This window comes from Streptomyces sp. NPDC048191 (genome assembly GCF_040652655.1).
Lineage (GTDB): Bacteria > Actinomycetota > Actinomycetes > Streptomycetales > Streptomycetaceae > Streptomyces.
The window spans coordinates 160,230-187,093 of the sequence record NZ_JBEZMO010000006.1; the positions used below are offsets into that span (position 1 = coordinate 160,230).

Sequence of the window (26,864 nt, forward strand, 5' to 3'; positions counted from 1 at the left end):
CCCGCAGGTCTGGAGATCCGGACACACGGGGGCCGAGTGGCAGGGTTCGTCTTCGCACGTGCGCGTGCGCACCGGCTGCTGCTGGGTGCAGCGTTGCTCACCGTGGTGCTCACCACCGCGGTCCTGGCGACCCTCACCGCGTACTCGGCGGCGATCGGCGACGCCGCGCTGCGCCATGTGCTGGCCGATCCGCGGGGCGCCGCCGACACCGCGCTGATCGTCAAGGCGGACGTGCCGCCGGACGGCCGGGCCGCCGCCGACGCCGCCGTCCGCGAGGGCGCCCGCACGACCTTCGACGGCCTGCCGGTGACGGTACGGACCCTGCGCCGCTCGGGCCCGTACGCGCTCCCCCGCTCACTGCAGCCGCCCGCCGCCCGGTCCGGCGACCCGGACCTGACCTACCTCGCGGCACTGGACCCCGCCCAGCTGCGGCTGACCGCCGGCCGCCTCCCGCACCACGGCGGGGGCACCGGCGGCACCGTCGAGGTGGCGCTCCCGCAGACCGCCGCCCGGGCACTGCGGCTCGGGCCCGGCGACCGGCTCACCCTGGCCGACCGGCTCGACGGCCCGCCGGTGAGGGTGCGGATCACCGGGCTGTACCGGCCCGTCTCGGTGACGGCGCCGTACTGGCAGCTGGACGACCTGGCGGGCCGCGGCGAGAAGAAGGCCGGCTTCATGACGTACGGCCCGCTGCTCGCCGACTCCTCCGTCCTCACCGGCGGCCGGGTCAGCGCCGGAACCACGGCGTGGCTCGCGTCGGCGGACTTCACCCGCATGACGACCGCGCGGATCGGCCGGCTGCGGACGGCGGCCCGGTCCGGGAGCGCGGGCCTGCGCGACCGGGCGGCGCTGCACGGGACGACGATGGCGCAGACCTCGCTGCCGGACGTCCTGGACCGGGTGGACCGCTCACTGCTCGTCGCCCGCTCCACGCTGCTGATCGTCACGCTGCAGCTGGTACTGCTCGCCGGGTACGCGCTGCTGCTGGTGGCCCGGCTGCTGAGCGGTGAACGGGCCGAGGAGACACGGCTGTTGCGGGCCCGTGGCGCCTCCCGCGCCCGGCTGGCCGCCCTCGCCGCCGCCGAGGCGCTGCTCCTCGCGCTGCCCGCCGCCGTGTGCGCCCCCCTGCTGGCCGGCCCCCTCACCACCGTGCTCGCCACGCACGGCCCGCTGGCCCGCCTCGGCCTGCACCTGGACCTGCCCCCGGCCGGGAGCCCGCTCGTCCGGCTGGTCGCCGCCGCGGCGGCACTGGGCTGCGCGCTGGCGGTGACGGTACCGGCGGTGGCCGCGGCGGGCACCGGAGACCGTGGTGGCCCGGAGCGGGGCCGTGCGCCCCGCAGCCCGAAGCGTGCGCGCCGCCGTGGCGCCGCCCTCCCCGCTCCGCTGCGCGCCGGCGCCGACCTCGGGCTGCTCGCGGTCGCCGGGGTGGCGTACTGGCAGTTGGGCCGGCAGGGCTCGGGAGGCGTGGCCGCCGACCGGTCCGGCACGCTCGGCATCGATCCGCTGCTCGTGGTCGCGCCCGCGCTCGCGCTGCTCGCGGGAACCGTGCTCACGCTCCGGCTGCTGCCGCCCGTGGCGCGGTTCGCCGAGCGGTGGGCCTCCGGCGGGCGCGGGCTGCCGGTGGCGCTGGCCGGCTGGCAGTTCAGCCGGCGCACCGCGCGCGGCGCGGGCCCGGTGCTGCTGCTGGTGCTGGCCGTCGCGCTCGGCATGCTCGCGATCGGGCAGGCCGCGTCCTCGGGCCGCTCGCAGGACGACCAGGCCGACTTCCGCGCCGGGGCGCCGGTGCGGGTGGTGTCCGCCGGGGAGGGCGGACTCGGCCGCACCGACCTGTACGCGCGGCTGCCGCACGTGCGCGGGGCCGCCCCGGCCGTCCGCGTCTCCCAGCCGCTGTCCGACGACCGTACGGCGACCGCGCTGGCGCTGGACACCGGGCACGCGGCGGACGCGCTGCTGATGCGCCGGGACCTGGCGGGTGTGCCGGTACGGCGGTTGCTCGCGGGGCTCGCCGCGCACGGCTCCCCGGCCGGGACCCGGGTGCCCGCGGGCACCGCGCGGCTCCGGCTGGCGGCGACCCTGCGCAGCTCGGCCGGGCCGGGGGTGGTCACCGACGTGACGGTGACGCTGACGGACCGGTACGGGGTGCCGTACCAGCTGCCGTTCGGACAGCTCCCGGCCGACGGCCACCCCCACCCGCTGGCCCTCGACGTGAGCGCGGCGCCCGGCCCGCTGACCTTGACGGGGCTCCGCCTGGACCTGAACCAGCCCGCCGAGCGGGCCGAACACCGGCTCGTCCTCGGCGCGTTGACGGCGACCGGCACCGACGGCACGGAGCACCGCCTCGCCGCGCCCACCCGCTGGAAGACCGCCGTGGAGACCGCGGGCGACGCCGTCACGAGCCCGGCCACCGACCCCACCCGCCCCGAGGTCACCGGCGCCCACACCTTCACCTACGGCACCGGCTACCTCCCGGAGGCCGACGCCTGGCGGGTCGCCTCCCTCACGGTCCGGCTGGACGTGCCGCAGCGTGCGCCCGCCGCCGTCCCGGCCGTGGTCACCGACCGCTATCTGACCTCGGCCGGCGCCCGCGTCGGGCAGCGCGTCGACCTGACGATCGGCGGTCACTCCCTGCCGGTGCGGATCGTCGGCTCGGTGCACGGCCTGCCCGCCACCGCCGACCCGACGGTGACCGGCGCCCACGACGGCGGCGCCGTCCTGCTCGACCTGCGCGCGGTGAACCAGGTGCTGCAGACGCGCTACGGCGACAGCGTGACGCCGGACGAGTGGTGGCTGGACACCCGGCCCGGCGACGCGGCGGGGGTGGCCGCCGCCGTGCGGGCGCTGCCGGACGTGGACCCGGGGCAGGTGGTGGTGCGCGACGAGATCGCCGCCGAGCTGCGCGACGATCCCTTCGGCGCGGGCCCCGAGGCCGCGTTCACCGCTGCGGCCGTGGTGGCGGCGGCGCTCGCCGCGGTCGGTTTCGCGGTCGGCGCGGCAGCCGCGCAGCGGGCCCGCGCCGCGGATTCCGCCGTCCTGCGGGCGCTCGGCGTGCCCCGCCGCCAACTGGCCCGCACGGCCGCCGCCGAACAGGCCGTCCTGGTGGGCCTGGCGCTCGCGGTGGGCCTGGGCCTGGGCACCGTCCTGGCCCGCGCCGTCCTCCCCCTGATCGTCCTGACCGGCGCGGCCACCCGCCCGGTACCGGACCTCCTGGTCCAACTCCCGCCCTTCCGCGTCGCGTTGCTTCTCGCGGCGGTCGCGGTGGTGCCGCTCACGGTGACGGCGCTGCCGGCCCTGCGCCGCACGGACCCGGCACGGGCGCTGCGCGAGCAGGGGGGTGAGTGAGGTGGAGCGAGCCGAGAAGAGTGCGTACGAAACCGTCCGCCCGACGGCCCGTGCGCTCGCGCCGGCCCGCGAAGGAGGTGAGTGAGGTGGGACGTCGTACGCCGCGTGTCGTCGCGCCCTGGGTGCGGACGCGGTTGCGGGCCGCGCCCGGCGCCGCCGGCGCGCTCGCGCTGCTCGTCGCGCTCGCCGCGTGCCTGGCGGGCGCCTTCCCGCGCGCGGTCGACCGGTACGAGGACGCCGGCCTGCGGCGCGCGTTCGCCCAGGCGCGGCCCGACCGCACCACCGTCGAGGTGGTCGCACCCCAGGGCGACACCGGTCTGCCGGCCGGCCAGCAGGCCGCCGCGGTGCGCCCGGCCGCGCTGGAGAGGCAGTACCGGAAGGTCCTCACCGTCGTCGGCAGCCCGCTGACCGTCGACCGCGCCCAGTCGATGTACGGCGTCACCGGCAGCGTGAACCCGGCGGTGCCGGACGCGTTCCTGCCCCGGCCCTCCGGACTGCCCGCCCGTGTCTCGCTGTTCGCCCCGAGCGGCCTGGCCGCCCACGCCCGCGTGAGCGCCGGGCGGATGCCGCACGCCGGCCGCCCGGTGGACGCGAACACCACCGACGTGGAGGCCGCGGTCACCGCCGCCACCGCCAAGTCGATGCGCATCAGGGTCGGTTCGGTCATCCACGTGCCGGCGCCCGGCCGCCCCCCGCTCGCGGTCCGGGTCACCGGCATCCTGGTCCCGCACGACCCCGGCGGCGCCTACTGGTCGACCGTCCCCCGGCTGCGCACCCCCGTCCTGGTGACCACGCCCAGCCTCGGCGGGGACCCGCCGAAGTACTGGCTCGGCTCCCTGCTGCTCCCCCAGGAGGCGGCACCCGCGCTGCTGGGCACGACCGTGAACCCGATCCGCTACTGGTTCCTCGCGCCCGACCCGCACACCCTGCACGCGCACGACGTGGACCGGCTGAAGTCGGCCGTGGCCGCCCTGGAGTCGGGCCCCGGGCTGCAACGCGCCCGCGCCGTCACCGGTGACGGCGTCGGCATCACCACCCGGCTGGACGACACCCTCACGTCCTTCGCCAAGCTGCGCTCCGGCATCTCCCCGCTGGTGTCCGTCGCCGCCGCCGGCGCCGGCACGGTCGTCGCCGTCGTCCTGCTCATGGCGGGTGGCCTGGCCGCCGACCGGCGCCGCGCGGAACTCGCCCTGCTGCGCGCCCGCGGTGCCTCCCTGCCCGCGCTCACCGGCCGGCTGCTGGCCGAGACCGCCGTGGCCGCCGTACCGGCCGGCGCGCTCGGCCTGGCCGCGGCCCTGCTCGCGGTCCCCGTCGGCCGCACCGGGTACACCGTCGCCGCGGCGGCCGCCGTCACCCTCACCGCCTGCTGCGCACTGCCCCTGCGCGCCGCCCTGGCGCAGCGCGCGGTGCGCGCGACGGCCGATCGCGCCGACCTGGCGACCGTACGCCCCTCCCGGCGCCGTACGGTCGCCGAGCTGACCCTGCTGGTGCTGGCGGCCGGAGCGGTCGCGGCACTGCGCCGGCGCGGCACGACCGGGGACCAACTGGTGGCGCTCGCCCCGGTCCTGGTCGGTGTCATCGCCGCCCTGCTGCTGCTCCGCGTCCTTCCTCCGCTGCTGCGCCGCCTGGCCGCTCCCGCGGCACGCCTGCGCGGCGCCACCGGGCATCTCTCCCTCGCCCGAGCGGGCCGCACCAGCACGTCGGCGGTGCTGCCCCTGCTGGCCCTGCTGACCGCGCTGACCACGGCGGCGTTCGGCGGCTCGGTGCTGGCGGGCGTGGCCGACGCCCGGGAGCGGGCCGCGCTGCTGACCGTCGGCGCCGACGCCCGCCTGGACTCCGACGTCCCGCTGCCGACGGCCCTGCCGGCCCGGGTGCGCGCCGTACCCGGGGTGCGGGACGTGACGGCGGTGAGCATCGACTACCAGGCCAAGCCGATCGACGGCCAGGACTCGATACCGCTGGTGGGCGTGGACCCGCCGTCCTACGGCGCGCTGACCTCCCGTACCGGCCTCGGGGCGGTCCGCGCGGACCGGTTGACGTCCGGCCACGGCCCGCTGCCGGCCGTCGCCTCCCGGTCCGTCGCCGCCGAGTACGGCACCCGGCGCCCCTTCCCGGTCCGGCTCTCGGACGGCAGCACCGTCACCGTACGCATCATGCTGGTCCGCGACACCACCCCCGCGGTGTCCGGCGGCAACTTCCTCGTCGTCGACCGAGCCGGCCTGGCCCCGCCCGCCGACCGTCCGACGGCCCTGCTGCTGACCGGCGGCCACCTGGACGCCGGCGCGCTGCGGCACGCGGCGGACGACTCGGCCGACGTCCACGTTCTGGCCGTCGAACGCGACCGGTACGCCGACTCACCGCTCCAGTCCGGCGCCGAGCACGTCTACACGGCGGCGGTGGCCGCGGGTGCCGGTTTCGCCGTGCTCGCCCTGCTGCTGGCCCTGCTCCGCGCGGCCCCGGAACGCGCCGCGCTCCTGGCCCGCCTGCGCACGATGGGCCTCACCCGTGCACAGGGCCGCCGCCTGCTGATCCTGGAGTCCCTCCCCCAGGCCCTGCCGGCCGCGCTCGGCTCCGCGCTGACGGGCTGGTCCACGATCCGGCTGCTGTCTCCCGGCATCGACCTGACGACCATCGCCCTGGCCTCGGCCCCGTCCCCGCTCGACGAAGCCTCGTTGCGTCCCGACACCTGGTCGCTGACGGTTCCGGCGGTCCTGGTCGTGGTGGTGACGGTGGGGGTGGCGGCACTTCAGGCGTGGTGGACGGGGCGCCGGGGATCGGTGACGGAACTGAGGGCGGGCGACGGCCGGTGAAGGAGCCCGTACAGCCCCCGGGCAGCCGGCGCCGGCAGGCGGCCGGCCCCCGTCCGGCCCCGGCACAGGACACCCACTCAGGAGACCTCATGGCAACACCCCCGAGCCCGAGCCTGTCCGACCTGGCGACCCGGGTACGAGAGACCCGCGACCGGCCCGCCTACGGCCACGACGCGCTGATCACCTGCGACCGCCTGGTCCGCATCTTCTCCACGGCCGGCATCGAGGTCCAGGCGCTCCAGGGCCTGGACCTCCTCGTCCGCGAAGGCGAACTGATGGCGCTGGTCGGCGCCTCCGGCAGCGGCAAGTCCACCCTGATGAACATCCTCGCCGGCCTGGACACCCCCACCGCCGGCGCCGCCCGCGTCGCCGGCCACGACCTGCTCACCATGACCGCGCGGGACCGCCTGACCTACCGCCGCGAAACCGTCGGCTTCGTCTGGCAGCAGACCTCCCGCAACCTGCTCCCCTACCTCACCGCCGCCCAGAACACCGCCCTGCCCCTCCAGCTCTCGGGCAACCGCACCCGTCGCCGCGCCCGCACCGAACGCGCCCTGGAACTCCTGGAGTTGCTGCAGGTGGCCGACTGCCGCGACCACCACCCGCACGAGATGTCCGGCGGCCAGCAGCAGCGCGTCGCGATCGCCGTGGCCCTCGCGAACGACCCGGCGGTCCTGCTCGCCGACGAACCCACCGGCGAACTCGACTCCCGGACCGCCGCGCAGATCTTCGACGCGTTCCGCACCGCCAACGAGACCCTCGGCACCACGATCGTCATCGTCACCCACGACCAGGCCGTGGCGGGCGAGGTCCGCCGCACGGTCGCCATCCGCGACGGGCGCACCTCCACCGAGGTGCTGCGGCGCAGCGAGATCGACGCCACGACCGGCCATGAGACGGTCGTCGCCCGCGAGTACGCGATGCTCGACCGCGCGGGCCGTCTCCAGCTGCCCGCCGACTACCTGCGCGCCCTGGACATGCGCGACCGCGTGGCCCTGGAACTGGAGCCGGACCACATAGGTGTGTGGCCGGACGACACCCCGCGACCGTGACCGGGGTGTCTCAGCGCACGCTGAGGCCGAGCGGGCCGAGCCCGGCCCGCCGTACGGCGACGGACCCGTAGGGGGTGCGCAGCCTCAGCCACGCCCCCGAGGAGAACAGCCCGGTGTCGGCCGGCTCGGCGCCCGGCCGCAGGAAACCCAGGGACTGGGCCGCGTGCACGGCCCGTACCGGCAGTCCGGTCGGTCCTATCTCCCGGGACCAGATGTCCCGCCCGATCCGGTCCAGCTCCGCGCGGGTACGTCCGTCGGGCGCCAGTTCCTCCGTACGCGACCGGAACTCGGTGACCGCCGCGGCGACGGTCGCCCGCAGCGCGTCCGGCGCGGGCAGCCCCGGCACGGCCTGCCAGCCGCCGCGCGGCGGCAGCACACCGGCCCACGGCGGCCCGGTGACCGCGGCGGGTACGGCGGCGGTGGCCGCGCGTTCGTCCACGGACTCCAGCAGCTCACCGGCGGAGACGGTCACGTCGAGGGTGACGTCCAGCCCGTTCTCGTACGGCTTCGCCAGCCGTACCGCGCGTACGGCGAGCACCTCGAAGGACGGCGGGCGGCCGAAGACGGCGAGCGCCGTGCCGGCCGCCTGCAGGCGCACCGCGGCTCCACGGTCGTAGTGGAGCAACCGGGAGAGGAAGGCGGCGAGATCGGCCGCCTCCGTCTCGTCGGCCAGGTGCAGCACCGTCATGCGGCGACGGCCTCCTCGTCGGCGTCGTCCCGGTACTTCTCGAGGAACTCCCGCTCCGCGTCGGTTATCCGGCGCGGCCGCTGGGTCTCGAAGTCGAACGGGACGACCACGGTGGAGGCCTTGACGTAGATCGCGTCCGCGTCCTTCACCTCGTAGGAGACGGTGAAGGACGCGGCCCTGATCTGCGTGACCCACAGCTCGACGTCCACCGGCGCGGGCCGGTGGACGAGCTGCCGCTTGTAGTCGATCTCATGGCGCGCCACCACGGACCCCTGCTTCGACTCCTTGGCCCTGAGGGACAGGAAGTCGATGCGAGCCTCCTCCAGATAGCGCAGGAAGATCGCGTTGTTGACATGTCCGTACGCGTCCATGTCCGACCAGCGCAGCGGGCAGCGGTAGATGTGGCGCAAGTCCGATCAGCCCCGGGTCAGCTTCTTGTAGGTGGCGCGGTGCGGACGCGCGGCGTCCGGGCCGAGCCGCTCGATCTTGTTCTTCTCGTACGACTCGAAGTTGCCCTCGAACCAGAACCACTTCGACTCACCCTCGTAGGCGAGGATGTGCGTGGCGACGCGGTCGAGGAACCACCGGTCGTGGGAGACGACCACGGCGCAGCCGGGGAAGTCCAGCAGCGCGTTCTCCAGGCTGGAGAGGGTCTCGACGTCGAGGTCGTTGGTGGGCTCGTCGAGGAGCAGCAGGTTGCCGCCCTGCTTGAGGGTGAGCGCCAGGTTGAGGCGGTTGCGCTCACCGCCGGAGAGGACACCGGTCGGCTTCTGCTGGTCCGGGCCCTTGAAGCCGAACGCGGACACGTACGCCCGGCTCGGCATCTCGACCTGGCCGACGTTGATGTAGTCGAGCCCGTCGGACACGACCTCCCACAGCGTCTTCTTCGGGTCGAGGTTGGCGCGGCCCTGGTCGACGTAGGAGATCTTGACGGTCTCGCCGACCTTGATGTCGCCGGAGTCCGGCGTCTCCAGGCCCTGGATCATCTTGAAGAGCGTCGTCTTGCCGGCGCCGTTCGGGCCGATGACACCGACGATGCCGTTGCGCGGCAGCGTGAACGACAGGCCGTCGACGAGGACCTTCTCCCCGAAGGCCTTGCCCAGCTTGTCGACCTCGACGACGATGTTGCCCAGCCGCGGGCCCGGCGGGATCTGGATCTCCTCGAAGTCCAGCTTCCGCATCTTGTCGGCCTCGGCGGCCATCTCCTCGTACCGCGCGAGACGGGCCTTGGACTTGGCCTGGCGCCCCTTGGCGTTGGAGCGCACCCACTCCAGCTCTTCCTTGAGGCGCTTCTGCCGCTTGGCGTCCTTCTGACCCTCGACCTTGAGACGGGTGGCCTTGGTCTCCAGGTACGTGGAGTAGTTGCCCTCGTACGGGTAGGCGCGGCCGCGGTCGAGCTCGAGGATCCACTCGGCGACGTTGTCGAGGAAGTACCGGTCGTGGGTGATGGCCACGACGGTCCCCGCGTACTTGGCCAGGTGCTGCTCCAGCCAGTTCACGGACTCGGCGTCGAGGTGGTTGGTGGGCTCGTCGAGGAGCAGCAGGTCGGGGGCTTCCAGCAGCAGCTTGCAGAGCGCGACGCGGCGCTTCTCACCACCGGAGAGGTTGGTGACCGGCCAGTCGCCGGGCGGGCAGCCCAGGGCGTCCATGGCCTGCTCCAGCTGGGCGTCGAGGTCCCAGGCGTTGGCGTGGTCGAGCTCCTCCTGCAGCTTGCCCATCTCGTCGAGCAGCGCGTCGGAGTAGTCGGTCGCCATGAGCTCGGCGATCTCGTTGAACCGGTCGAGCTTGCCCTTGATCTCGGCGACACCCTCCTGGACGTTCTCCAGGACGGTCTTCTCCTCGTTCAGCGGGGGCTCCTGCAGCAGGATGCCGACGCTGTAACCCGGGGACAGGAACGCGTCGCCGTTCGACGGCTGCTCCAGCCCCGCCATGATCTTCAGCACGGTCGACTTACCGGCACCGTTCGGCCCGACGACGCCGATCTTCGCTCCCGGCAGGAAGTTCAGGGTGACATCATCGAGGATCACCTTGTCGCCGTGCGCCTTGCGCGTCTTGCGCATGGTGTAAATGAACTCAGCCAAGAGAAACCGTCCGGCAGCTTGAAATCTGGCAGTGGGCAGATACACCCCATCTTGCCTGACTGCCAGCCCTGGGTGTTAACCCGTTTGGTCCGGTGGCTCTGACCTGGGGTTTCTGCGGTGACGACTGTAGCTCGTCTGTCACTGTCGGTCGCTGTTGAGCGGCGTCGGGCACCCTCGCACGGCCCAGAGACGGCCCGGCGCGAGGCCGGCTCACTCAAGAGGCTGGGGCGCCACCCGCAACTGTTCGCTGTGGAGCCAGGTGAAGGTACGGTCGGGCTCCAGGCGCGCGTCTCCCCAATGGATCACGTGGATGCCGCCCTCTGGGTCGGCCGTGAAGAAGAGGCACACCAGCTTCGTGGACGCGCCCAGCGCCTCGAAGGTCTCGTGCAGATTCTCGTACTCCTCGGTCGTGTACTCGTCATCCAAGGGGAAAAGGGCGTCCTCCGGCTCTGGCCCGTGGCTCAAGAGCATGCGGCGGCGGGTAGGGGACGCGTCGGCAGCCAACCGTGCCCGTTCAAGAGGTTTGAGTCGGTTGGCGTATTTGAAGGGGAAGAGCGCATGGTCATTGATGACGGCGTACTCGTACCCGCGTAGGTCCCGTACAGCTTCTCCCAGCTCCCGCGCAGTGTCCGCCAGGTTCTCGCGCACCGCCTCCGCCAAGGTCGAGCCGTAGGGGCTGCGCTTCTTTAGCCTCGCGGTGAGGTGCACTGCGTGAGCCCGTGCATGGGCCCTCGCCAGTTGCTCCGGGATCACTTCGACTAGCCTGCCGGCTTGCCGCCCGAACCGCCTCACGGCCCAGTCCGACGGCTCCCCGCGGTTGCCACCCAGCACAGACATGCAGAGCCCCCTCCCCCTGTCACCCCGCCTATCAACTGTGTGACACATACACAAAGCGCTAGCAAGAGGACGATCCGGCCAGGTGGTGTGGGGCGAGCTTCGACACGCATTCGACTCGTACTGGGGAGGCGACCGCCGCACCGCTCAGTGCTGGCCCCCCGGCTGAGCTGTCGGCGGCAAGCTGCCACTACGCCTCAGGCAGTAGTCAGATCGAGTAGTTCCGTACGGATCACGGGAAACGAGGCACGTGTAATGAAGGCCGAGTAGCGAACCGGCGTCAACACCCAGGTTGGCAGCGAGGACCCGGGTGGGCAGTGGGTGCTTGTCATTCGGGTCATGGACCGCAACCGAATCAGCCAGCACGCCGCGAACTTCGACTACCTCGTACTCGACTCGGGTTCCGAGAGTCGCCTTCTGGTGGGAGTGATCCCAGTCGAGTGGTCGGCCGCATAGGCCACAGGTGTTCGCATGACGGGCGGCATCGGTCATGTTCGCCACGCTACCTAGCATCGGACGCAATGCCCGAGATCTCGCCTGTCTCAACTAGGGGTTGATCGGGATCTCATAGACGATCTCGCAGTGAGCGGCGGGCACGATGATGTCCGCCGTCTCCACGGGCCGCCCCTGGTCGCTGTAGTACGTCCGCCGGATGTGCGTGACGAGCGCGGCCTTCTGGATGCCGAGTATCGACGCCTCCTCGGCGGTCGCCTGCCTCGGCTCGGGCTGCTCCACGGCGTGGCTGACGGTGACCCCGATCGCGGCCATGCGGTTCACGACCCCCGCCCCGGCGTGCGGTCCTCCCTCGGGGGGAACGATGAGAGTGCCGGCGGTGAGGTCGTACGGCTCCCAGCTTGTGGACAACTGCACCGGCCTGCCGTCGGCGAGGAACTCGTACGTCGTCCGGACGCACAAGTCACCCTCGGCGATGCCGAGCCGCGCCGCGACGTCCGCCGGCGCCGGGACCTTGGCATCGGTCCGGCTCTCCCAATCACCTTGCTTGCCCACGGCCTTCATGTCCGCACGGAACGGCGATCCACTGGGCTGTTCCCGGGCCGATGACCGGACGACCCGGACGCGCTGCCGGGGCTCGGCGACGTACGTGCCCGATCCGGAGCGCCTGCCGATCCGACCTTCCGTTCCATCCCAATGGGGAGAGGAACCCGGATACGAGCCCCGGTTCCTCTCCCCGTTCTCTATGCTGCTCCGGCCGCGTCACTGCGTGCGTGACATTGCGGGTCAGCTCGCTTGGCTGGCGCGCCATTCCAGCGCCTGAGGCTCTTCCGTGAACTCGACTAGGTGCTGGTCAGCGTACCGCTGGAGGGCATCGCGCACCTGGGCGGGGGTGACACGGAAGAACTCCTTTCGGGCGTTAACGCGGTTGACTCGATGGTCTGCGAACTCTTGGTGCAACTGTGACTCCAGACCCACCGCATCCTTGCTGAAGATCAGTGCGTGGACGTCGAATCGGAACGGTACTGATGCACCACTCAGCTCGTAAACACGCTCCAGGGGCTCCAGACGCCGCGTCATTCCGATCTTGACCATCCGCTCACCGAAAGCGCCGATGTTGGAGATCACGTAGACGTAGCCGGCGCGAACATTGGCGGCACGTGCCTCGACGGAGCTGAGGGCCTCTTCGATCTCTGCGAGTTTGGCTTCCATCTCCGCTACGGCCTCGGCGTCGCCACGATCTCGGAGTCGCTCCAAAGCTACCTGGTAGTGGCCCAACTCCTTCTGAAGCTTTTCTCGCTCGCGCTCCAACTCCCTTTGAGCAGCGGCCTCTTCCTTCTCTCGCGTTCGGATCTCTCGCTGAGCCTCTTTCTCCTCTTCCTTCTTCTGCAGGAAGTCGGCAGTCAGCTCCAGTTCACGCACACGGGCATCGTGGTAGGCATCCGAGATGCGGATGTTCATCGTCGCACCGAGCTTCGCGATGGTCTCCCGGCTCTTGTAGAGGCGGTCGATGAGCGAGTTCAAACGGTGGGGCCGCATGGAGCGCACTGCGTAATCTGCCTCGGCGTTGTACGCTCTGAGCATGAGCTTTGAGAAATCGCGGACCATCTTCCGCCCGGCGCTGGCCGACCCGTTGACCGTCCAATGCTGGACTGCGAGGACCGCCTGGTCGGTACGCGCAAGGTTCTTGATCTCGGTCTTTAGCGAATCCAAGCGAGTGCGGTAGGCAATGGCATCCTGCAACTGGTGCCGGTAGGCGTAGATTCCGACCTGCTGGAGCATCGCCATTTCGTCGGTTGTCACGACTTGGGCTTGAAGTTCGGCAAGCCGGCTGCTGGCCTTGTAGGTTTCCTGCCTGACCCTCTCCGCCTCTTTCCGGGCGCGGTCAGCTTCCTTGGCGGCCTTCTTCGCCTCTGCCTTCTCCGTCTTTACCTCGACCCGGGCCCTTTGGCGGATCTGCTCCGCTTCAGCTTCTGCAGCTTCGCGCACAGATACGGCTTCTTCACGCGCCGAACGCAGAGCATCGAGGGCTCGGACAGCGTCCATGCCGTGCGTGTCGGCTATCCACGCGCGCAACTGTTCGATCTCTTGACTTTCGTCGCGACGCCGCCTGCCGAACAAACCAGTGCGGCGAGCCGGGGGGATGGGAGACTGCGAGGGTGTGGCGGCCTCGACGACTACCGGGTTGTCGTGTGTAGGGCCTGGTGGTGCGGTTGGCGCCGCGAGGGCACTCGGGGCTCGGCCCGGCAACTCCGTGGTGCCAGCGCCGACGTCCACAGCACTGACGCTACTTGGGGTGTCAAGTACCCAAAGCTGCCAACCTGGCGGCGGCGGTGGCCACGAGGAGTCGGGATGCCAGCCGGGAGGCGGCATCCACCCAGGAGGCGGCGTCGGCCAGCCTGGCGGCGGATTGAACCGATACGTCATCATCGTGCCCCCCCCAACCCGGCCTGTCCCCACAGACCGATACTGACTTCACAGCCCGCGCCCTTCAGAGTGCGGAGAGTTAGTGGACCGAGGTTACTATCTCTCCCCGGTCCTAGATCCACCCCGTGAGCTTGGGGACTTGGGCGAACTGGGAGCAGCAGCCGGGATGACCCACAGGAGAGCGACGCAACATCTGCTTCTTGCCGAGTCTGCGGCTGATGTTTCCCATGGTCCTCGCACCATCTGACACGATCGCAGCAGTCCGGCGTACGCACCAGCCTGTCGGCGATGCTTTAGGAGTTCGATCTTCTTTCGCCTGGTCGGGGCTCGCCTCGTGAACCGGTGCCATAGGTGGCTGTTGTGTGCCAGCGCCGTCCGGAGGCGTTGATGTCAGCGGAAGAGCTCCGGCATGGGGCAGGCCTCCAACTGCTCCTCCGACCGGTCGGCCCAGCGCCACCAGACATGCCCACCGGTACACCTCCATAGCTTCCGACAGGTCCGCCGGCCATCGTCCTCGCGCTCGGCCAGGAGGTAGCCGCCGAACTTCATAGTCTGGCCGCACTCGGGGCAGGCCGGGGCGTCGTCGGTCACGAAGCGCACCCTAACGGAGCGACCGATTCGTCCCGAAACAACTGTCCACCGCTGTGCGGGGGCGTTGTCACGCAGTTAGACACTCACCCCACAGCCCCTGAGGGTCCGGTAACTGCCCCAGAGATCTGGCGCGCCAACTCCTCAACGACCTGAGGCACGACGCGTTGGGCACCCTCGTCTTGCAGTGCTTCGGCCAATGCCTGATGGACCGCTGAGAACGGCTGCCCCGCATGTGAGGTGCGGGTCCGGCTAACCGCCCGCTCGATCTTCGCGAGGTGGGCTGCCATGATCGGCATTGCCTTGTCGTACTCGCTGGGGTCCACGGCCATGGGCCAAGCCGATCAGCGCCCACCGATCGAGTCAAGGCTGGCAACGAGTCATCAGCTTGGGAAGCTGCGGTTATTTGCGACCGGTTCGGGTGCCGACCTGGGCGAACGGCAGGCTTGCGGCCTTTTGGGGCGCAGGTGCTTTCACTGTGGTTCCCTGCGGTTCCCCGTTCGATCTGGTGCGGTTGTGGTGCGGGCGGCTCATGATGTCGTCGGTCAGGTCCCACCAGCGCTCGTAAGTCAGCCGATCGAAGAGCTGCTGAGGCGCGGCGGCCGTCCAGCCCCCGTAGGTCTCGTCGTCGGTACCGGGGCTGCTCACACAGGTGGGCCCTTACGCGATGTGCTCTTCCATCAGCTCCATGCCCAGCCGGTTGTGGAACTTGTTCGCGTACCTGCTCAGCGTGCTGTCGCTCAGTGAGATGCCGTGCGACGCCTGGATGATCTCGCCAAGTTCCCTGAGGGTGGGCAGCAGCCCCTGCTCCTTCGCCGCCCTACGGACCATGCAGGATGTCAAGGATGAGGTAAACCAGGCCGATAGTCCTGAACAGGTCGTAGACGCCATCGTCAACGCCCCGGGCCCCGTGCAGAGCCAGCTTCAACGCGACGAAGACATCACCATGATGAGCGAAGCCGCCTACGAGAAATCGGTTGCGGGCGTCCTGGCTGAGTACTTCGGCGACGCAGTCCAGCGCGACGTTCCGATCGGGTCCACCCGCGCCGAGATCGTCGTGACCCTCGGTGGGAAGCGGGCAGTGGTCGAAACCCGGCTCGGCAACCCCTCAAAGGCCATGCCGCCCGAGGTACTGCGCCGGCTCGTACGGTCGGACTACCTTAACGATGACGACGTGCACGCGATCGTCATCGTCAGTGCCAGCGAACCTGGCCTGTACTTCCTCGGTGAGGCGCGCGAACGTGCCGTCCAGGCTGGCAAGAACTTCACATTCGCCTCGTGGGCGGGCTCTGTGCACAACCGGTCCCTCAAGCAGGCCATCGAGGACCAACTTCGAGGCTGACCGCAATCAGCACCCACGGCGGACATGCCCCCAAGGGGCTTAGGACGCAAAAGGACATCCGCGGCCGCCGCGATGCGGGCACGATGCCGCTGACGTAGCTCTGTCAACCAGTCAGGGGCTCAAATGGGAAGCGCACTCATCGGCCTAGCCGCTGCGGTGGTCGGTGTCACAGGCACGCTTGTTGCGTCCGTCCTGTCGCAACGTCACCTGGCACGCGTTCAATCGGAACAGTTTGAGCGTCAGCAGCAGGCGGCTGAAGCTCAGTGGCACCGTGAGCAGCAAGTAGCTGAGCTGAACCGCCGTCGCGAAGGCTACATACAAGTCAATGCATCGTTCCGGCGTTACCGAACCCAGCTGACGAACTTCCTGTGGAACGTGCACAAGGGAGCTGTCACGCCGGATGAACGCGAGTTGGTCGAGGAGGCCCGACGCGACCATCACTCCGTCCTCGCTGAGGCCCAGCTGGTCGCGTCCGCAGCGGTATTGGTCGAGCTGGATGCAATGACAACCGCGCTGTCTGAGGTCTACCGGCGGACCATGTGCCTGGAGGAAGGGAATCCGGATCCGGATGGATCATTCAATGAAATAAGAACAGACTTCGTTCGACTTTGGGAGCTCTGGGAGGGGATGCGCGCCGTGATGCGCGCCGACCTGGGCCTCGGAAGTGCTGCGGGCGAGCCACCCGCGATCAGTTCCTGAAGCGCCCCTCCCCCGTCGACGGCCCAGAGACGGCCCAAGCCGCCTGACACGGCCCCTCATCGGCAAGGAAACCGCTGGTGAGGGGCCTTTTCGTGCCCTCCCCTGGCAAGTAACACCCCATCTTGCCGTACGGCCACCCCTGGGCGGAAACGCGTTAGGGGTGGTGGCTCTGACCTGGGGTTTCTTGCCCGCCGGATGTCGGACGGCGGGCTTGCCGTCGGGTGTCGGACGGCTGTGCCGTCTCATGAGTTGGTTCCTCGTGGTCGGGATCGGCGGGCGGAGGACGTGAGGCGGTCAGCGAGCGCGACGACAAGGTCGCGGAGTTCGTCGGGGCGCTCGATGACGAACGGCCGGTCGAGGGAGGCGAGTACCGGAGGCAACCAGTCGAGCCGCTCCGCCCGCAGCTCGACGCGCAGCCAGCGCTCGGTCGCCCGGTCCTCGCCAGCCGCCGACTCGTACTCCCCCAGGCTCGCGACGCCGGCCGGAAAGTGGGCGCGGATCTGCTCAGCCGTCCCGTGGATCCGCAAGGTCACCTCGTGCCGGTACTCGGCCGTGGCGAACCCTGACAACAGGCGCTCCGCCGGACCGGGACCCACGGGCGCCTCGAACGAGCCGGGCAGGGTCCGCGCGTCTGCGATGCGGTCGAGCCGGAAGGTTCGGTCCTCGCCGACCCCGGCGTCCTTGCCCGTGACGTACCACCGGCCCGCGTGGGCGACGATCCCGTACGCGTGCAGCGTGCGTTCGCTGCGCCGTCCGTCACGGTCGGTGTAGCGGATCGAGACCGGCCGGCGGTGGCGCACCGCGTCGGCGACCGCGAGCAGGACCACAGCGTCCGGGTGGTCCGACCCGCCGGGCTGATCCGTGAAGGCGAGAGCTTCCAGGAGTGTGTCGAGCCGACGGGCGATGTGCTTGGGCAGCACCCGCCGGATCTTCGCTGACGCCGTCTCGTTCGCCGTGCGGTCCGTCATCGTCAGCCCTGCCCGGCGGCCGGCGACCAGGCCGAGCACCACGGCCAGCGCCTCGTCGTCGCTGAGCATGAGCGGAGGCAAGCGGTACCCGGGAGCCAGCCGGTACCCGCCGTAACGGCCGCGCACCGACTCCACGGGCACGTCCAGGTCGATCAGCTGCTCCACATACCGCCGCACAGTGCGCCCTTCGACGCCGAGACGGTCGGCGAGCTCGGCCACAGTCCGGGTACCGCCCGACTGCAGCAGCTCCAGGAGTGTCAGCACGCGGCCGGTGGGTCGAGGCATGTTCGCACCCTAACCCGAATACAGGACCGGTTCTGTCCCCTATTTCTCCTAGCCTGCGACGCGTACGCCTCCAGCCCAGCCAAGGAGATTCCCATGGACTTCGTCTCGATCCGCATCATCACCGGCGACGTGGCACGCCTCGTCGAGTTCTACGAGCGAGCCACAGGTCTGCAGGCGATACGGGCCACCGAGGACTTCGCCGAACTCAGGACCGCGGTCGCCACCCTCGCGATCGCCGGCACCCGCACCGTCCCGCTGTTCGCCCCGGGCTCTGCCCGCCCGGCGGACAACCACAGCGTGATCATCGAGTTCCTCGTCGACGACGTGGACCGCGTTCACCAGAACCTGACCAGCTTCGTCGGCGACTTCGTCAACGAGCCCACCACGATGCCCTGGGGCAACCGGTCGCTGCTGTTCCGCGACCCGGACGGCAACCTCGTCAACTTCTTCACCCCGGTCACCCCCGCAGCCATCGCAAAGTTCGCACGCTGACGCCACCAGCGGGGCACGCTCGGACGCGTCCCGACCGGCGGCGGCCGGCGGATGCACGGCGTCGGCACCGGGTCCGCGCGCGCTCCGAACGCACCGGTCCCGGCACCGCCAAGGCCGGACACACATACCTGCGTTCGACGGCCGACCTCCCCCTCCCGGCGCGCCGAAGGGCGGGCCCGCGAAGAGGACCCGCCCTTCGGATGACCGGCCGGCCGTACGGTCGCTGTCCGGTCAGCGGACGAAGGAGATCTCCGGATAGCTCTTGGACGGTCCGTCCAGCAGGGTGCTGTGCTTGCCGCGCAGCTCCTGGTCGAAGAAGGCGGCGAGGTAGTCGGTCTGGACCTTGACCGCCCGGTCGGGATCGATCGTGCCGAACTGCTGCTCCAGCTGGGCCTGGGAGAGCCAGAGCAGTCCCGCCTCCTGCGGCACCATCCACTCGTTGTCGCTGAACGACAGGTGCGCCGCCCCGTGGAGCTGGATGTCGACCCGGTAACCCTTCAGATGCGACCACAGCGTGCGCCACGACCCGTCGTTGTTGCGGTTGTGGGTGCCGGAGCTGAAGAGCATGAAGGGGCGGTCCAGGTCCTTGCTCGGTGCCGTCCCGAAGAACTGGCCGTCCAGGTTGGCGCCGGCTGCGATCCGGTGGTCGAGCTGCATGGAGGTGTCGACCGCGGCGCCGCCCAGCGACCAGCCGAACATTCCGATGCGGGACATGCCCACGGCCTTCGACAGCCCGGTGGGGAGCGTGGGGTGGCCGGGGTCCGGGTTGCCGCCCTTGCTGATCGTGCCGAGCTGGTTGATGACGAACCGGATGTCGGCCGCGCGCACCTTGAGCGTGTCGGAGGAGTGGGCGCCCGCCGGCATCGTGTTGACCTCGAGCCGGTTCCCGGGGAACTGCACCTCGTTGGCGTCGTGGGTGTGGTCGACGGTGACGACGAGGTAGCCGCGGCTGGCGAGGTCCTGGGCGAGCGCGGTACCCATCGCGCGGTCCGAGTGCAGCCCGGTCGAGTACAGCAGGACGGGCAGCTTGCCGAGCTTGGTGTTCACCGGGGCGAGGACATGGCCCGCGGTCCTCGGCAGGGTCACCTGCTGCGGCGACAGTCCTCGCGTGGCGAGGAAGTGGGCGCCGGAGATCGACGGCATCCACGGCGCCTGGTAGTGGCCGGACGTGGCGGTGGCCGGATACCAGAGCGACACCATCACCTCGCGAGGCTTGCTGCCGGGAACGTACGGATCCGTACGGGACTTGTCGACGAGGTGCAGGCCGACCATGCCCACGCTGTACGGCCCTGTCGGCGCGGGCATGTTGAGCTGCAGACCGGCCGTGCCCGTGCGGCCGCCCGTGAGCGCCTCAGGGTGTTGTACGGGCTTGTGGCGCAGCGACGCCTCGTCGTTCTCGGGCGCCCAGGGCGTCTTCGGGTCGGGCTGGTCGGGCGAGAACCCGGTGGCCGCAGGCGTGTCGGACGACTTCCCGGCGGCCATCGCCGGCGTCATCCCCGCGCCCAGCGCGACGGCCAGCGCACCCGCCGTACCGACCGCTCTGGCGAGGACTCTGCGACGGTGTCGCGGGCGGCGGTGTTTCATGGAACCCCCTTGTTGGTTCAGCGATCGCAGAACGCGCGATCGAAATGCCGCACACCGTACCGCTGCGGCGGCCGATGGTCTGCGCGGGGACCCGTGCCGCCGGCAGCGCCTCCCAGCCGTTTTGCGAATGCGACTTCCCAAGCGCCCAGCGGACAGTGGTGCACTGACACATACGCGTCCCGTCGAGTCTCTGCTCAGCGAGGACGCGGTCTCATGCCGTCCGGGACGGGACTGGTTGTGGTGCGCCGTTCGCGAAAGCCGACAGCCTCCGGTTGTCGGATCCGGATGCCGGGGTGGCCGGCATGGACGAGGGCGCGTTCCGGGCGCTGATCGAGGAATTCCGGCCGGCCGAGCCCGGCCCTGATGACCCGGTCACCACCGCGCGCGCAGAACGCCGTCGCCGTCGGGCAGGACGGCGCAGAGCAACGGATGGCGCTCGTCGGCGCAGGTGGGTAGGGCGCAGACCGCCCGCGCACCGGCCACCACGGCGGCGAGCTCCCGGTACTCGGTGTCGTCGACGATCGCGTGGCTGATCGTCCCGTCCTCCGCCTCCCAGACGAACTCGTGATCCGGTGGACGAAGGACGGCGGCACGCTGGTCCTTGAACGATGGTCCTTGAACGATCGGAAGGGGTGCCAGCGTAGTTTTCCGGTGCCGTCCGGCGAGGCGCGGGCCTGGAAGGCCGTGCGCCGGTCACAGGTGACGCAGGCCCATCTCGGTCATGACGCCGCCGGTGAGGTTCGGAGCCAGCAGAGGCATCCAGAAGACGGCGATCGCGAGCGCGAGCGAGGTGAGCCCTACGGCGCGGGCGAGGAGGCGGCCCCGGGGCAGGCGTTTCTCGGCCGTGACGATGACGGCCAGGCCCATCATGGCCCACAGGTTCATCACGCCGAACGCAGTGAGCAGCAGCATCAAGGACCAGCAGCACCCCAGGCAGAACGCCCCGTGGTGCAGCCCGACCCGCACGTGGCGCGCGGGACCGCGGTACGACGCCTGGTGCAGCAGCAGAGCTATCGGTGAGCGGCACTTGGTGAGGCACAGATCCTTGAGGGCGGTGAGCTGGTAGACACCGGCGACGGCGAAGATCGCGGCGGCCACCGCCGTCCCCGCGGTGGGGTGCATGGTGGCGACGTGCCGTGCACCGATCGCCAGGGCGTAGGCCGGCAGCCCGGCCGCCGCCCAGACCAGGACATAGCCGGCCGTGAAGGCGATCACGCGTGGCGTCCGGTGCACGAGTGCCGTCCGTGCGTACAGCGAGGCGACCGGTGCCGTGGCCGGCAGCATCATCGCGACCATCATGATCGTCCACGTGCCCAGGAAGGCGGGCAGGTCCCCGGCCATGGTCCCGGACCCCATGGCGCCCCAGCGCAGTGCCGTCCATGCCCAGGCTGCGGCCGCCGTGAGCAGCACCAGCCCGGTGTAGGCCGCGGTGGGGCGGTCCGCGATCGTCGTGCGGGTCAGGCCGACCATGAGAACGGTGCCGAGTGCGCGTTGCGGCCGGTGAAGTCCCATGAGCGGCCGTGTACGCCATGGCCGGTGGCCCGCGTCGACCGGGCGATCGTCAGCGTGCTGTTCGCCGGGTGGAACATGCCGGTCAGTCTCATCACGGGACCGCTCTCGCCCAGCTGCGGGGCCACCTGGTCCTCGATCTCTATGTCGATGGCGTTCGCCACCCGCACGGCGTGACGGCGACCGTCGTCGTGGAAGTCGATGGGTACGCGCTCGACGCCGAGGACCTCGCCGATGAGGGGAGCCAGCGCCGCCATCGGTCCGCCCGCCTGCCCGGAGAAGACCTTGCCCAGCGCGTCCGCCTGGGTGTCGTCGGCCGAAGCGTCCACGTACAGCGCCACCTGCCAGCCGCCGTCGGCCATCGAGCGGGGCGTGTCGGCGAAGACGACGACACTGTGGTCCGACACGTCCACGCCGTCGACCTCACCCTGGGCGACGTGGAAGGCGAGAGTCACCTGGCAGCGCTCGTTGTCGGCGGGTGCGGTCATGCCCGAGGTGGTGCACGGGCACACGGTGTCGCAGTTGCAGCTTTCGAGATAGGTACCGTTCACATTCCACGCCATCTCCGCACTCTCCTTGCCTGCGCCGGCCCGGTTCGGGCGCCTCGGCCTCAGGAGGAAAGCCGGGCCCGTGGACGTCTGCCACGCGTCCACCGACCACAAGATCGATATCGGGGAAACTCCCTGGCCCGCACGGCCGCCCGAGTACTTCCCAGGCTAGTCCCGCGCCCGCACACCACGCCCGTCAGCTCTCGCCGACACAGGGCATGGCGGTGGCGGCGGTGGCGTGACGGTGGCGGTGGCGGTGGCGGTGGCGCCAGGGTCGTCAGGCGCCGGTCTGCTCGCGCTTGCGCAGCACCACCAGGACCGCGCCGCCGATCACCACCAAGCCGATGGCCACCCCGGCGATCAGCGGGGTGATCGCGGATCCGCCGGTCGAGGCGAGGTTGGTGTCGGGGGCCGTGCTGCCGCCGACCGAGGCGGGGCTGGGCTCGTTGTGGACCTGGGCAGCCCGGGTCGTGATCGTGCCCTGCGTCTTGCAGTCGAGGACGCCGGTGAAGCGGTGGCTGAAGCCGTGTGGCCCGGTGATCGTGAAGTCGTAGGCCTGGTCCTCCTGGAGCGGCACCGTCACCGTGCGGGAGGCGCCGGCGGGGATGGTGTGCTCGGCGCCCATCAGCTCGAAGGTGAACGGCTCGTCACCCTTGTTGGCCGCGATGATGTCCACGCCGCTCTTGGCGCAGTTCTTCCGCGCCGACACCGCCGGTATGGCGCCCCCGGACGCCCAGGTGGCGGTCGCGGTCGCGGAGACCGTGGACTCGCTGGACCCGGCCAGTATCTGGGTCTGGCTACGGCTGTCGGAGGCGAAGGCCCGGCCCACCGGCACCGTGGTCGACGCCTGCACGGTCAGCTCGGCCGCGCTGTCCGAGGCGTCCTCGGGAATGTCGAAGTACAACTGGCTGCCGTCCTGGGCGGACGTCATCACCTTGCCGGTCTTGTCGATGATCCGTACCCCGCTGGTGGCCGCGTCCGGCGGCGGGCTCACCGTGACGGCGGACGCGTTGGTGTGCACGGTCACCGGGCCGAGCAGGTCTCCCGGATGACCGGAGACCGCAGGCGGGTCCAGGGTCAGCGAGGCCTGCGGCTCGGCGATGTTCCGGGCGCTCTTGTCGAGGTAGTCGGCGAGCCTCTCGGCCTGCGGGTCGACGGCGTCGACCTTCGCGTGGTCGGAGTAGCGCCAGATCGCCACCTGGGTGCCGGCCGCCGCGTCCTGCTCGGTCAGCGCACCGGCACCGGCCCGGCGGGCGAGCGCCGTGAGGTCGTTCACCTGGGGGTAGGAGTTGTGCAGGATCCAGCCGATCCTGCCGGCGTCCTTGTTGGCGCCCAGTGAGGTGCCACTCCAGGACGTCTCCTGGTAGTGGGCGTCGCGCTGGGTGGGGTTGTGCAGGTCGACGCAGTACGTCTGCAGGGTGCCGCCACCGTCGACGGACATCTCGAACAGGCCCGCCTCCACCCGCTGGTCGCCGCCGTCCCCGTGGATCACGGCCTCGCCGTAGGTCTTCAGGCCGTTGATCGTGGCCGTCGCGCCGCCCTGGTTCTGCGGTATGCCGTCGGCCCCGTCGGCCATGGCCTTACCGGCGCCGGACAGCACGCCGGCTGCCACGAGACCGGACACCGTCGTGGCGGCGGCCAGGCGGGCCGCTCCGGCGGAACGGCGGAACCCAGAGAACGCAGCAAGCACAGAATTCCCCTTCGAGCAGGACCCGTTGGACGTGGGGGACGGTCCCACCAGCAGAATCGGCAGCCCCTAGGGGCACGCCCGGCATCCTATGGATCACGTGGAGCCTCTCCCGCCGGTCGGATGATCCGATGGGCGATCCGATCCGTAATCGTTATCGCCGGGACCGTCCATGAGCTGGGCATATCGATAAATCGACTGGCTCGTACGGGCCGTTCGGGACGACCGGGTGTTCGGCGACCGGATGGCACCGGCCGGCCGTGCCGTCGACCGGTTGCTGATGTCACCTCACCACTGCTGGCACCGGGCCCTGTTGGGGCGCGTCCTCGTCCGGGACGTCGGCGGGACGCGGTGTCTCCCAGTTCGGCTCCGGCCGGGCCGCCGTCGGGGGAGCCTCCGGTTTGGCAGGTCGCTGGAAGGCGGCCGTACCGCGTGCGAGGTCGTGGCCGATCGCCACGGCGTCGATATCGGCGGAGGCCCACTGCTGCTGTCCGTCGCGCACCTCGGTGCGCACCTTCAGCCGGCCCTGTACGACGACCGGTTGGCCCACCTCCACGCAGGCGGCCACGTTGACCGCGAGCTGGCGGTTCGCCCACACCGTGAAGAAGTTGGTGTGCCCGTCCGTCCAGGCGCTCTTCTCCCGGTCCCAGTAGCGGGCGGTCACCGCCAGCCGGAACCGGGCCGACGGACCGGCCGCCAGTTCCCGGTACACCGGCTGGGTCGCCACGTTGCCCACCACGCAGACGATTGTCTCGTTCATGTCCTCGCTCCCCTCCCCCGCCCGGCCCCTCCGACCGGACGGCCACGCGTACGGGCGCGTCCCGTACGGCTGTGTCTGTCGTGCGCGTCTGTCGTGCGTTGCTGACGCATGTGCTGACACGTGTGTCTGACGCGTGTGTCTCTGTCGTGTGGTCGTGTGTCTCTGTCGTGTATTCGTGTGGTCGTGCGTCTCTGTCGTGCGGGCGCGTACGTCCCGCCGTACGTGCCCGCACGTCCCGCCGACCGCGCGCACCGTCCGCCGTCCTTCCGGCCGGACCCGCCGTGCGACCGCCGTGCCCCCAGACTGCCTCCCCTCGGCCGGACTCGCTGAGCGCTGTGGACGGCCACCCCACCTGTGGAAAAACCCGCCACCCGCACGAGTGACCCACCTCCGCCGCGGCCCTTGTCACCCTGGGTGCCGCCCCCGAAAAGCCGCCGAGGAGCCCCGGAAATCCGAGGCTCCTCGCACCCACACCTAGCCCTCTCCGGCGCTCAGCCCATCCCGGCACCGCTCCGTACGACCCGCACGTACTGCTCCCGCACCTCCCGGTACCGCAACAGCTCCGACGCCACCGGATCCAGCACGCGGGCCCGGCCGCAGCCGGCGGCCGCTTCCCGGAGCCGCCGTTCCGCCTCCTGGCCGTAGCGGCGGGCCGGTCCTCTGGCCGCCATCCGGCAGCCCCACTCCACCAGCGGCCCGCCCACGATCCCGCACACCATCAGGAGCACCGGAACGCCCAGGTTGGGTGCCATGACGCCGACGATCTGGCCCGCCAGCCACAGGCCCCCCACCACCTGGAGCAGGGTCATCGCGGCCTGGACCAGCACCGCCGCCGGCCACCAGCCGGGCCGCGGCGGCCGGCCCGGCGGCAGTCCCGCCCGTGCCGCCAGCTCGTCCAGCGCCTCGGACAGCCCCTCGGACCCGCGTACGGCCGCCTCGCGCACCGCCTGCGCCCACGGCGTGGGCAGCCCGGCCGAGGCGCGGTCGGACACCGTACGGACCGCCTGTTCCACGCTCTGGCGGGCCGTGGCCTCCTCGTCGGGCTGGGCCGCCCGCACCGGGATGCGGCCCGTGGAGGATTCACCCCGGCACTGGTACCAGCGCCACAGTCGCAGCCAGGGCGTTCCGCACGCGCGGTTGGCATTGCGCAGCCAGGCGCGCTCGGCGGCCTCACCCGCGGCGGTGGCGCCCACCGCGTCCGCGAGCCGGGCGGCGAACTCCTCGCGCGCCTCCTCGCTGAGACCGATCCGCCGCCCGGCGGCGTACACGGGCCGCAGCTCGGCCGCGGCGGCGTCCACGTCGGCCGACACGCGGCGGGCCGCCGCGCCGCGCTCCGCCACGAACTGGCCGAGTGCCTCACGCAGTTCACCGACGCCGTCGCCGGTGAGCGCGGACAGCGCGAGCACCGTGGCGCCCGGTTCGCCGTACTCGCCGAGTGCGATGCCGTCCTCGTCCAGCAGCCGGCGCAGATCGTCCAGGACCTGGTGGGCGGCTTCTCCGGGCAGCCGGTCGACCTGGTTGAGGACGACGAACGTGACCTCCGCGTGGCCTGCCATGGGCCGCAGATAGCGCTCGTGCAGGACGGCGTCGGCGTACTTCTCCGGGTCGACCACCCAGATCACCGCGTCGACCAGCTTCAGGATCCGGTCGACCTGCTTACGGTGCTCCACGGCGGCGGAGTCGTGGTCGGGCAGGTCGACCAGCACCAGCCCGCGCAACTGCGCCTCGGCCTCCGGACTCTGCAGCGGGCGGCGGCGCAGCCGGCCCGGGATGCCGAGCCGGTCGATGAGGCCCGCCGCGCCGTCGCTCCAACTGCACGCGATGGGGGCGGCGGTGGTCGGACGTCGTACGCCGGTCTCCGAAATGGCCACGCCGGCAAGGGCGTTGAACAGTTGCGACTTGCCGCTGCCGGTCGCTCCCGCGATGGCTACGACCGTGTGCCGGCCGGAGAGCTTACGGCGGGCGGCCGCCTCGTCCAGGACCCGGCCCGCCTCTGCGAGCGTAGGGCTGTCCACACGGGTCCGGGAGAGCCCGACCAGCTCGCGCAGGGCGTCCAGCCGGGAGCGCAGCCGGCCGTCGTACGCCAGCGGGGCGGGGGTCTGGCCGCCGGGGCCGCGGCCGCCGCTGTCCAGGGCGGAGGCGCGTTCGGCGGCGAGCGCGGCGGCGGTGGCCTCCGTGACGCGACGGGCGATGAGTCCGTCGTCCCAGGGGCCGGAGGAGTCCTGGGGGTCCTGGGGATCCTGGGGGTGCCGAGAGTCCTGCGTTCCCGGGGAAACCGGGGAGCCCAGGGACTTGGCGGAGCCCGAGGACTCCGCGGGCCGCGAGGGCTTGGCGGGCCCGCGTGGCCCGGGCGCGGCCTCCGTGTCCGCGCTCGCTCGGGAGGCCGGGGGCGGCGCGAACGCCGGCAGGGGCGCGAACGCGGGCCTGGGCGGGAGCAACGGCATGGGCGGGGGTGTGGGCGGAAGCGGGGGTGCGGAGGGGGGCGAAGAGGCGGCTGAGGCAGCCGAGGCGGCCGAGGGCGCGGAAGGGGGCGCGCTCGCGGAGGGGGCCGGGGGCGCGGAGGGGGGCGGCGCCTCGGAGTGGGCGGTGGAAGTTGGTTCGGCTCCGGTGGTCGGCATGGCCGTGGGGGTGGTGGTCGACATGGCCGTGGGGATCGGCGCTTCGGCACCCGCCGTCGGCCTGGCCGCGGGCATCGGTTGGCCTCCGGTGCTGGTCGCC

At 71.4% G+C, this 26,864-nt stretch carries 22 protein-coding genes; 6 read left to right on the plus strand and 16 right to left on the minus strand.

Features of this window, described 5'->3' with window-relative positions; all coding sequences use genetic code 11:
- The first annotated feature begins 36 nt into the window (after positions 1–36).
- The 3 genes from AB0D93_RS12890 to AB0D93_RS12900 all read left to right on the plus strand — a co-directional run bounded on the left by AB0D93_RS12890 (position 37) and on the right by AB0D93_RS12900 (position 7,201).
- Entirely contained in the window at positions 37–3,339 is a 3,303-nt protein-coding gene (locus AB0D93_RS12890) for an FtsX-like permease family protein (RefSeq protein WP_362117652.1), read from the plus strand.
- Between the two features lie 86 nt (positions 3,340–3,425).
- Positions 3,426–6,149 carry an FtsX-like permease family protein gene (locus AB0D93_RS12895; protein ID WP_362117655.1) on the plus strand — a complete coding sequence of 908 codons (2,724 nt, stop codon included), beginning with the start codon at positions 3,426–3,428 and terminating at the stop codon, positions 6,147–6,149.
- Between the two features lie 89 nt (positions 6,150–6,238).
- Positions 6,239–7,201, plus strand: coding sequence for an ABC transporter ATP-binding protein (locus AB0D93_RS12900; protein ID WP_362117658.1), 963 nt, complete (start codon positions 6,239–6,241; stop codon positions 7,199–7,201).
- A 10-nt stretch (positions 7,202–7,211) separates the two neighbouring features.
- Here the strand turns inward: AB0D93_RS12900 and AB0D93_RS12905 are convergent, their stop codons facing one another.
- The 9 genes from AB0D93_RS12905 to AB0D93_RS12945 all read right to left on the minus strand — a co-directional run bounded on the left by AB0D93_RS12905 (position 7,212) and on the right by AB0D93_RS12945 (position 15,103).
- Positions 7,212–7,889: a hypothetical protein gene (locus AB0D93_RS12905; protein ID WP_362117661.1), complete on the minus strand. Its 678-nt coding sequence runs from the start codon at positions 7,887–7,889 to the stop codon at positions 7,212–7,214.
- Positions 7,886–8,299 (minus strand): thioesterase family protein, encoded by a 414-nt coding sequence (locus AB0D93_RS12910; RefSeq protein ID WP_362117664.1) that lies wholly within the window; start codon positions 8,297–8,299, stop codon positions 7,886–7,888. Before AB0D93_RS12910 ends, AB0D93_RS12905 begins: the two co-directional genes overlap by 4 nt.
- Before the next feature lie 6 nt (positions 8,300–8,305).
- Positions 8,306–9,970 carry an energy-dependent translational throttle protein EttA gene (ettA, locus tag AB0D93_RS12915; protein WP_362117667.1) on the minus strand — a complete coding sequence of 555 codons (1,665 nt, stop codon included), beginning with the start codon at positions 9,968–9,970 and terminating at the stop codon, positions 8,306–8,308.
- A 210-nt stretch (positions 9,971–10,180) separates the two neighbouring features.
- Positions 10,181–10,678 carry a hypothetical protein gene (locus AB0D93_RS12920; RefSeq protein WP_362117670.1) on the minus strand — a complete coding sequence of 166 codons (498 nt, stop codon included), beginning with the start codon at positions 10,676–10,678 and terminating at the stop codon, positions 10,181–10,183.
- Positions 10,679–11,350: 672 nt separating this feature from the next.
- Complete coding sequence (locus AB0D93_RS12925) at positions 11,351–11,932, minus strand: UTRA domain-containing protein (RefSeq protein WP_362118207.1); 582 nt, start codon at positions 11,930–11,932, stop codon at positions 11,351–11,353.
- Positions 11,933–12,043: 111 nt separating this feature from the next.
- Positions 12,044–13,303: a DUF4041 domain-containing protein gene (locus AB0D93_RS12930; protein WP_362117673.1), complete on the minus strand. Its 1,260-nt coding sequence runs from the start codon at positions 13,301–13,303 to the stop codon at positions 12,044–12,046.
- A gap of 771 nt (positions 13,304–14,074) precedes the next feature.
- Entirely contained in the window at positions 14,075–14,275 is a 201-nt protein-coding gene (locus tag AB0D93_RS12935; RefSeq protein WP_362117676.1) for a dehydrogenase, read from the minus strand.
- A 399-nt stretch (positions 14,276–14,674) separates the two neighbouring features.
- Positions 14,675–14,920, minus strand: coding sequence for a hypothetical protein (locus tag AB0D93_RS12940; protein ID WP_362117679.1), 246 nt, complete (start codon positions 14,918–14,920; stop codon positions 14,675–14,677).
- A 12-nt stretch (positions 14,921–14,932) separates the two neighbouring features.
- On the minus strand, positions 14,933–15,103 hold the full coding sequence (locus AB0D93_RS12945; protein ID WP_362117682.1) for a hypothetical protein: 171 nt from the start codon (positions 15,101–15,103) through the stop codon (positions 14,933–14,935).
- Here AB0D93_RS12945 and AB0D93_RS12950 point away from each other — a divergent pair.
- On the plus strand, positions 15,102–15,614 hold the full coding sequence (locus tag AB0D93_RS12950; protein ID WP_362117685.1) for a hypothetical protein: 513 nt from the start codon (positions 15,102–15,104) through the stop codon (positions 15,612–15,614). The two genes, AB0D93_RS12945 and AB0D93_RS12950, sit on opposite strands and share 2 nt — an antisense overlap.
- Positions 15,615–15,737: 123 nt before the next feature.
- Positions 15,738–16,313: a hypothetical protein gene (locus tag AB0D93_RS12955; protein ID WP_362117688.1), complete on the plus strand. Its 576-nt coding sequence runs from the start codon at positions 15,738–15,740 to the stop codon at positions 16,311–16,313.
- 242 nt (positions 16,314–16,555) lie between these two features.
- Here AB0D93_RS12955 and AB0D93_RS12960 read toward each other — a convergent pair whose 3' ends face one another.
- Entirely contained in the window at positions 16,556–17,566 is a 1,011-nt protein-coding gene (locus AB0D93_RS12960; protein WP_362117692.1) for a YafY family protein, read from the minus strand.
- 93 nt (positions 17,567–17,659) lie between these two features.
- Between AB0D93_RS12960 and AB0D93_RS12965 the strand changes: the two genes are divergently transcribed.
- Entirely contained in the window at positions 17,660–18,058 is a 399-nt protein-coding gene (locus AB0D93_RS12965) for a VOC family protein (protein ID WP_362117695.1), read from the plus strand.
- A gap of 231 nt (positions 18,059–18,289) precedes the next feature.
- Here the strand turns inward: AB0D93_RS12965 and AB0D93_RS12970 are convergent, their stop codons facing one another.
- From AB0D93_RS12970 to AB0D93_RS12995, 6 genes are all read right to left on the minus strand, one after another.
- On the minus strand, positions 18,290–19,642 hold the full coding sequence (locus AB0D93_RS12970) for a hydrolase (protein WP_362117698.1): 1,353 nt from the start codon (positions 19,640–19,642) through the stop codon (positions 18,290–18,292).
- A 693-nt stretch (positions 19,643–20,335) separates the two neighbouring features.
- Positions 20,336–21,154 carry a DUF2182 domain-containing protein gene (locus tag AB0D93_RS12975; protein ID WP_362117701.1) on the minus strand — a complete coding sequence of 273 codons (819 nt, stop codon included), beginning with the start codon at positions 21,152–21,154 and terminating at the stop codon, positions 20,336–20,338.
- Complete coding sequence (locus AB0D93_RS12980; protein ID WP_362117704.1) at positions 21,100–21,714, minus strand: DUF1326 domain-containing protein; 615 nt, start codon at positions 21,712–21,714, stop codon at positions 21,100–21,102. The genes AB0D93_RS12975 and AB0D93_RS12980 overlap by 55 nt, the downstream gene beginning before the upstream one ends.
- A gap of 262 nt (positions 21,715–21,976) precedes the next feature.
- Positions 21,977–23,389, minus strand: coding sequence for a Cys-Gln thioester bond-forming surface protein (locus AB0D93_RS12985; RefSeq protein ID WP_362117707.1), 1,413 nt, complete (start codon positions 23,387–23,389; stop codon positions 21,977–21,979).
- Positions 23,390–23,669: 280 nt separating this feature from the next.
- Entirely contained in the window at positions 23,670–24,146 is a 477-nt protein-coding gene (locus AB0D93_RS12990) for a single-stranded DNA-binding protein (protein ID WP_362117710.1), read from the minus strand.
- Between the two features lie 491 nt (positions 24,147–24,637).
- Positions 24,638–26,590 carry a YfjP family GTPase gene (locus tag AB0D93_RS12995; RefSeq protein WP_362117713.1) on the minus strand — a complete coding sequence of 651 codons (1,953 nt, stop codon included), beginning with the start codon at positions 26,588–26,590 and terminating at the stop codon, positions 24,638–24,640.
- Between the last annotated feature and the right edge of the window lie 274 nt (positions 26,591–26,864).

Bases quoted from the DNA above. Each gene is read 5' to 3' on its own strand.
- AB0D93_RS12900 (WP_362117658.1), top strand. From the start codon at position 6,239: ATGGCAACACCCCCGAGCCCGAGCCTGTCCGACCTGGCGACCCGGGTA.
- AB0D93_RS12905 (WP_362117661.1), bottom strand. From the start codon at position 7,889: ATGACGGTGCTGCACCTGGCCGACGAGACGGAGGCGGCCGATCTCGCC.
- AB0D93_RS12930 (WP_362117673.1), bottom strand. From the start codon at position 13,303: ATGGACGCTGTCCGAGCCCTCGATGCTCTGCGTTCGGCGCGTGAAGAA.
- AB0D93_RS12950 (WP_362117685.1), top strand. From the start codon at position 15,102: ATGCAGGATGTCAAGGATGAGGTAAACCAGGCCGATAGTCCTGAACAG.
- AB0D93_RS12945 (WP_362117682.1), bottom strand. From the start codon at position 15,103: ATGGTCCGTAGGGCGGCGAAGGAGCAGGGGCTGCTGCCCACCCTCAGG.
- AB0D93_RS12955 (WP_362117688.1), top strand. From the start codon at position 15,738: ATGGGAAGCGCACTCATCGGCCTAGCCGCTGCGGTGGTCGGTGTCACA.
- AB0D93_RS12960 (WP_362117692.1), bottom strand. From the start codon at position 17,566: ATGCCTCGACCCACCGGCCGCGTGCTGACACTCCTGGAGCTGCTGCAG.
- AB0D93_RS12965 (WP_362117695.1), top strand. From the start codon at position 17,660: ATGGACTTCGTCTCGATCCGCATCATCACCGGCGACGTGGCACGCCTC.
- AB0D93_RS12970 (WP_362117698.1), bottom strand. From the start codon at position 19,642: ATGAAACACCGCCGCCCGCGACACCGTCGCAGAGTCCTCGCCAGAGCG.
- AB0D93_RS12975 (WP_362117701.1), bottom strand. From the start codon at position 21,154: ATGGGACTTCACCGGCCGCAACGCGCACTCGGCACCGTTCTCATGGTC.
- AB0D93_RS12980 (WP_362117704.1), bottom strand. From the start codon at position 21,714: ATGGCGTGGAATGTGAACGGTACCTATCTCGAAAGCTGCAACTGCGAC.
- AB0D93_RS12990 (WP_362117710.1), bottom strand. From the start codon at position 24,146: ATGAACGAGACAATCGTCTGCGTGGTGGGCAACGTGGCGACCCAGCCG.
- AB0D93_RS12995 (WP_362117713.1), bottom strand. From the start codon at position 26,590: ATGCCGTTGCTCCCGCCCAGGCCCGCGTTCGCGCCCCTGCCGGCGTTC.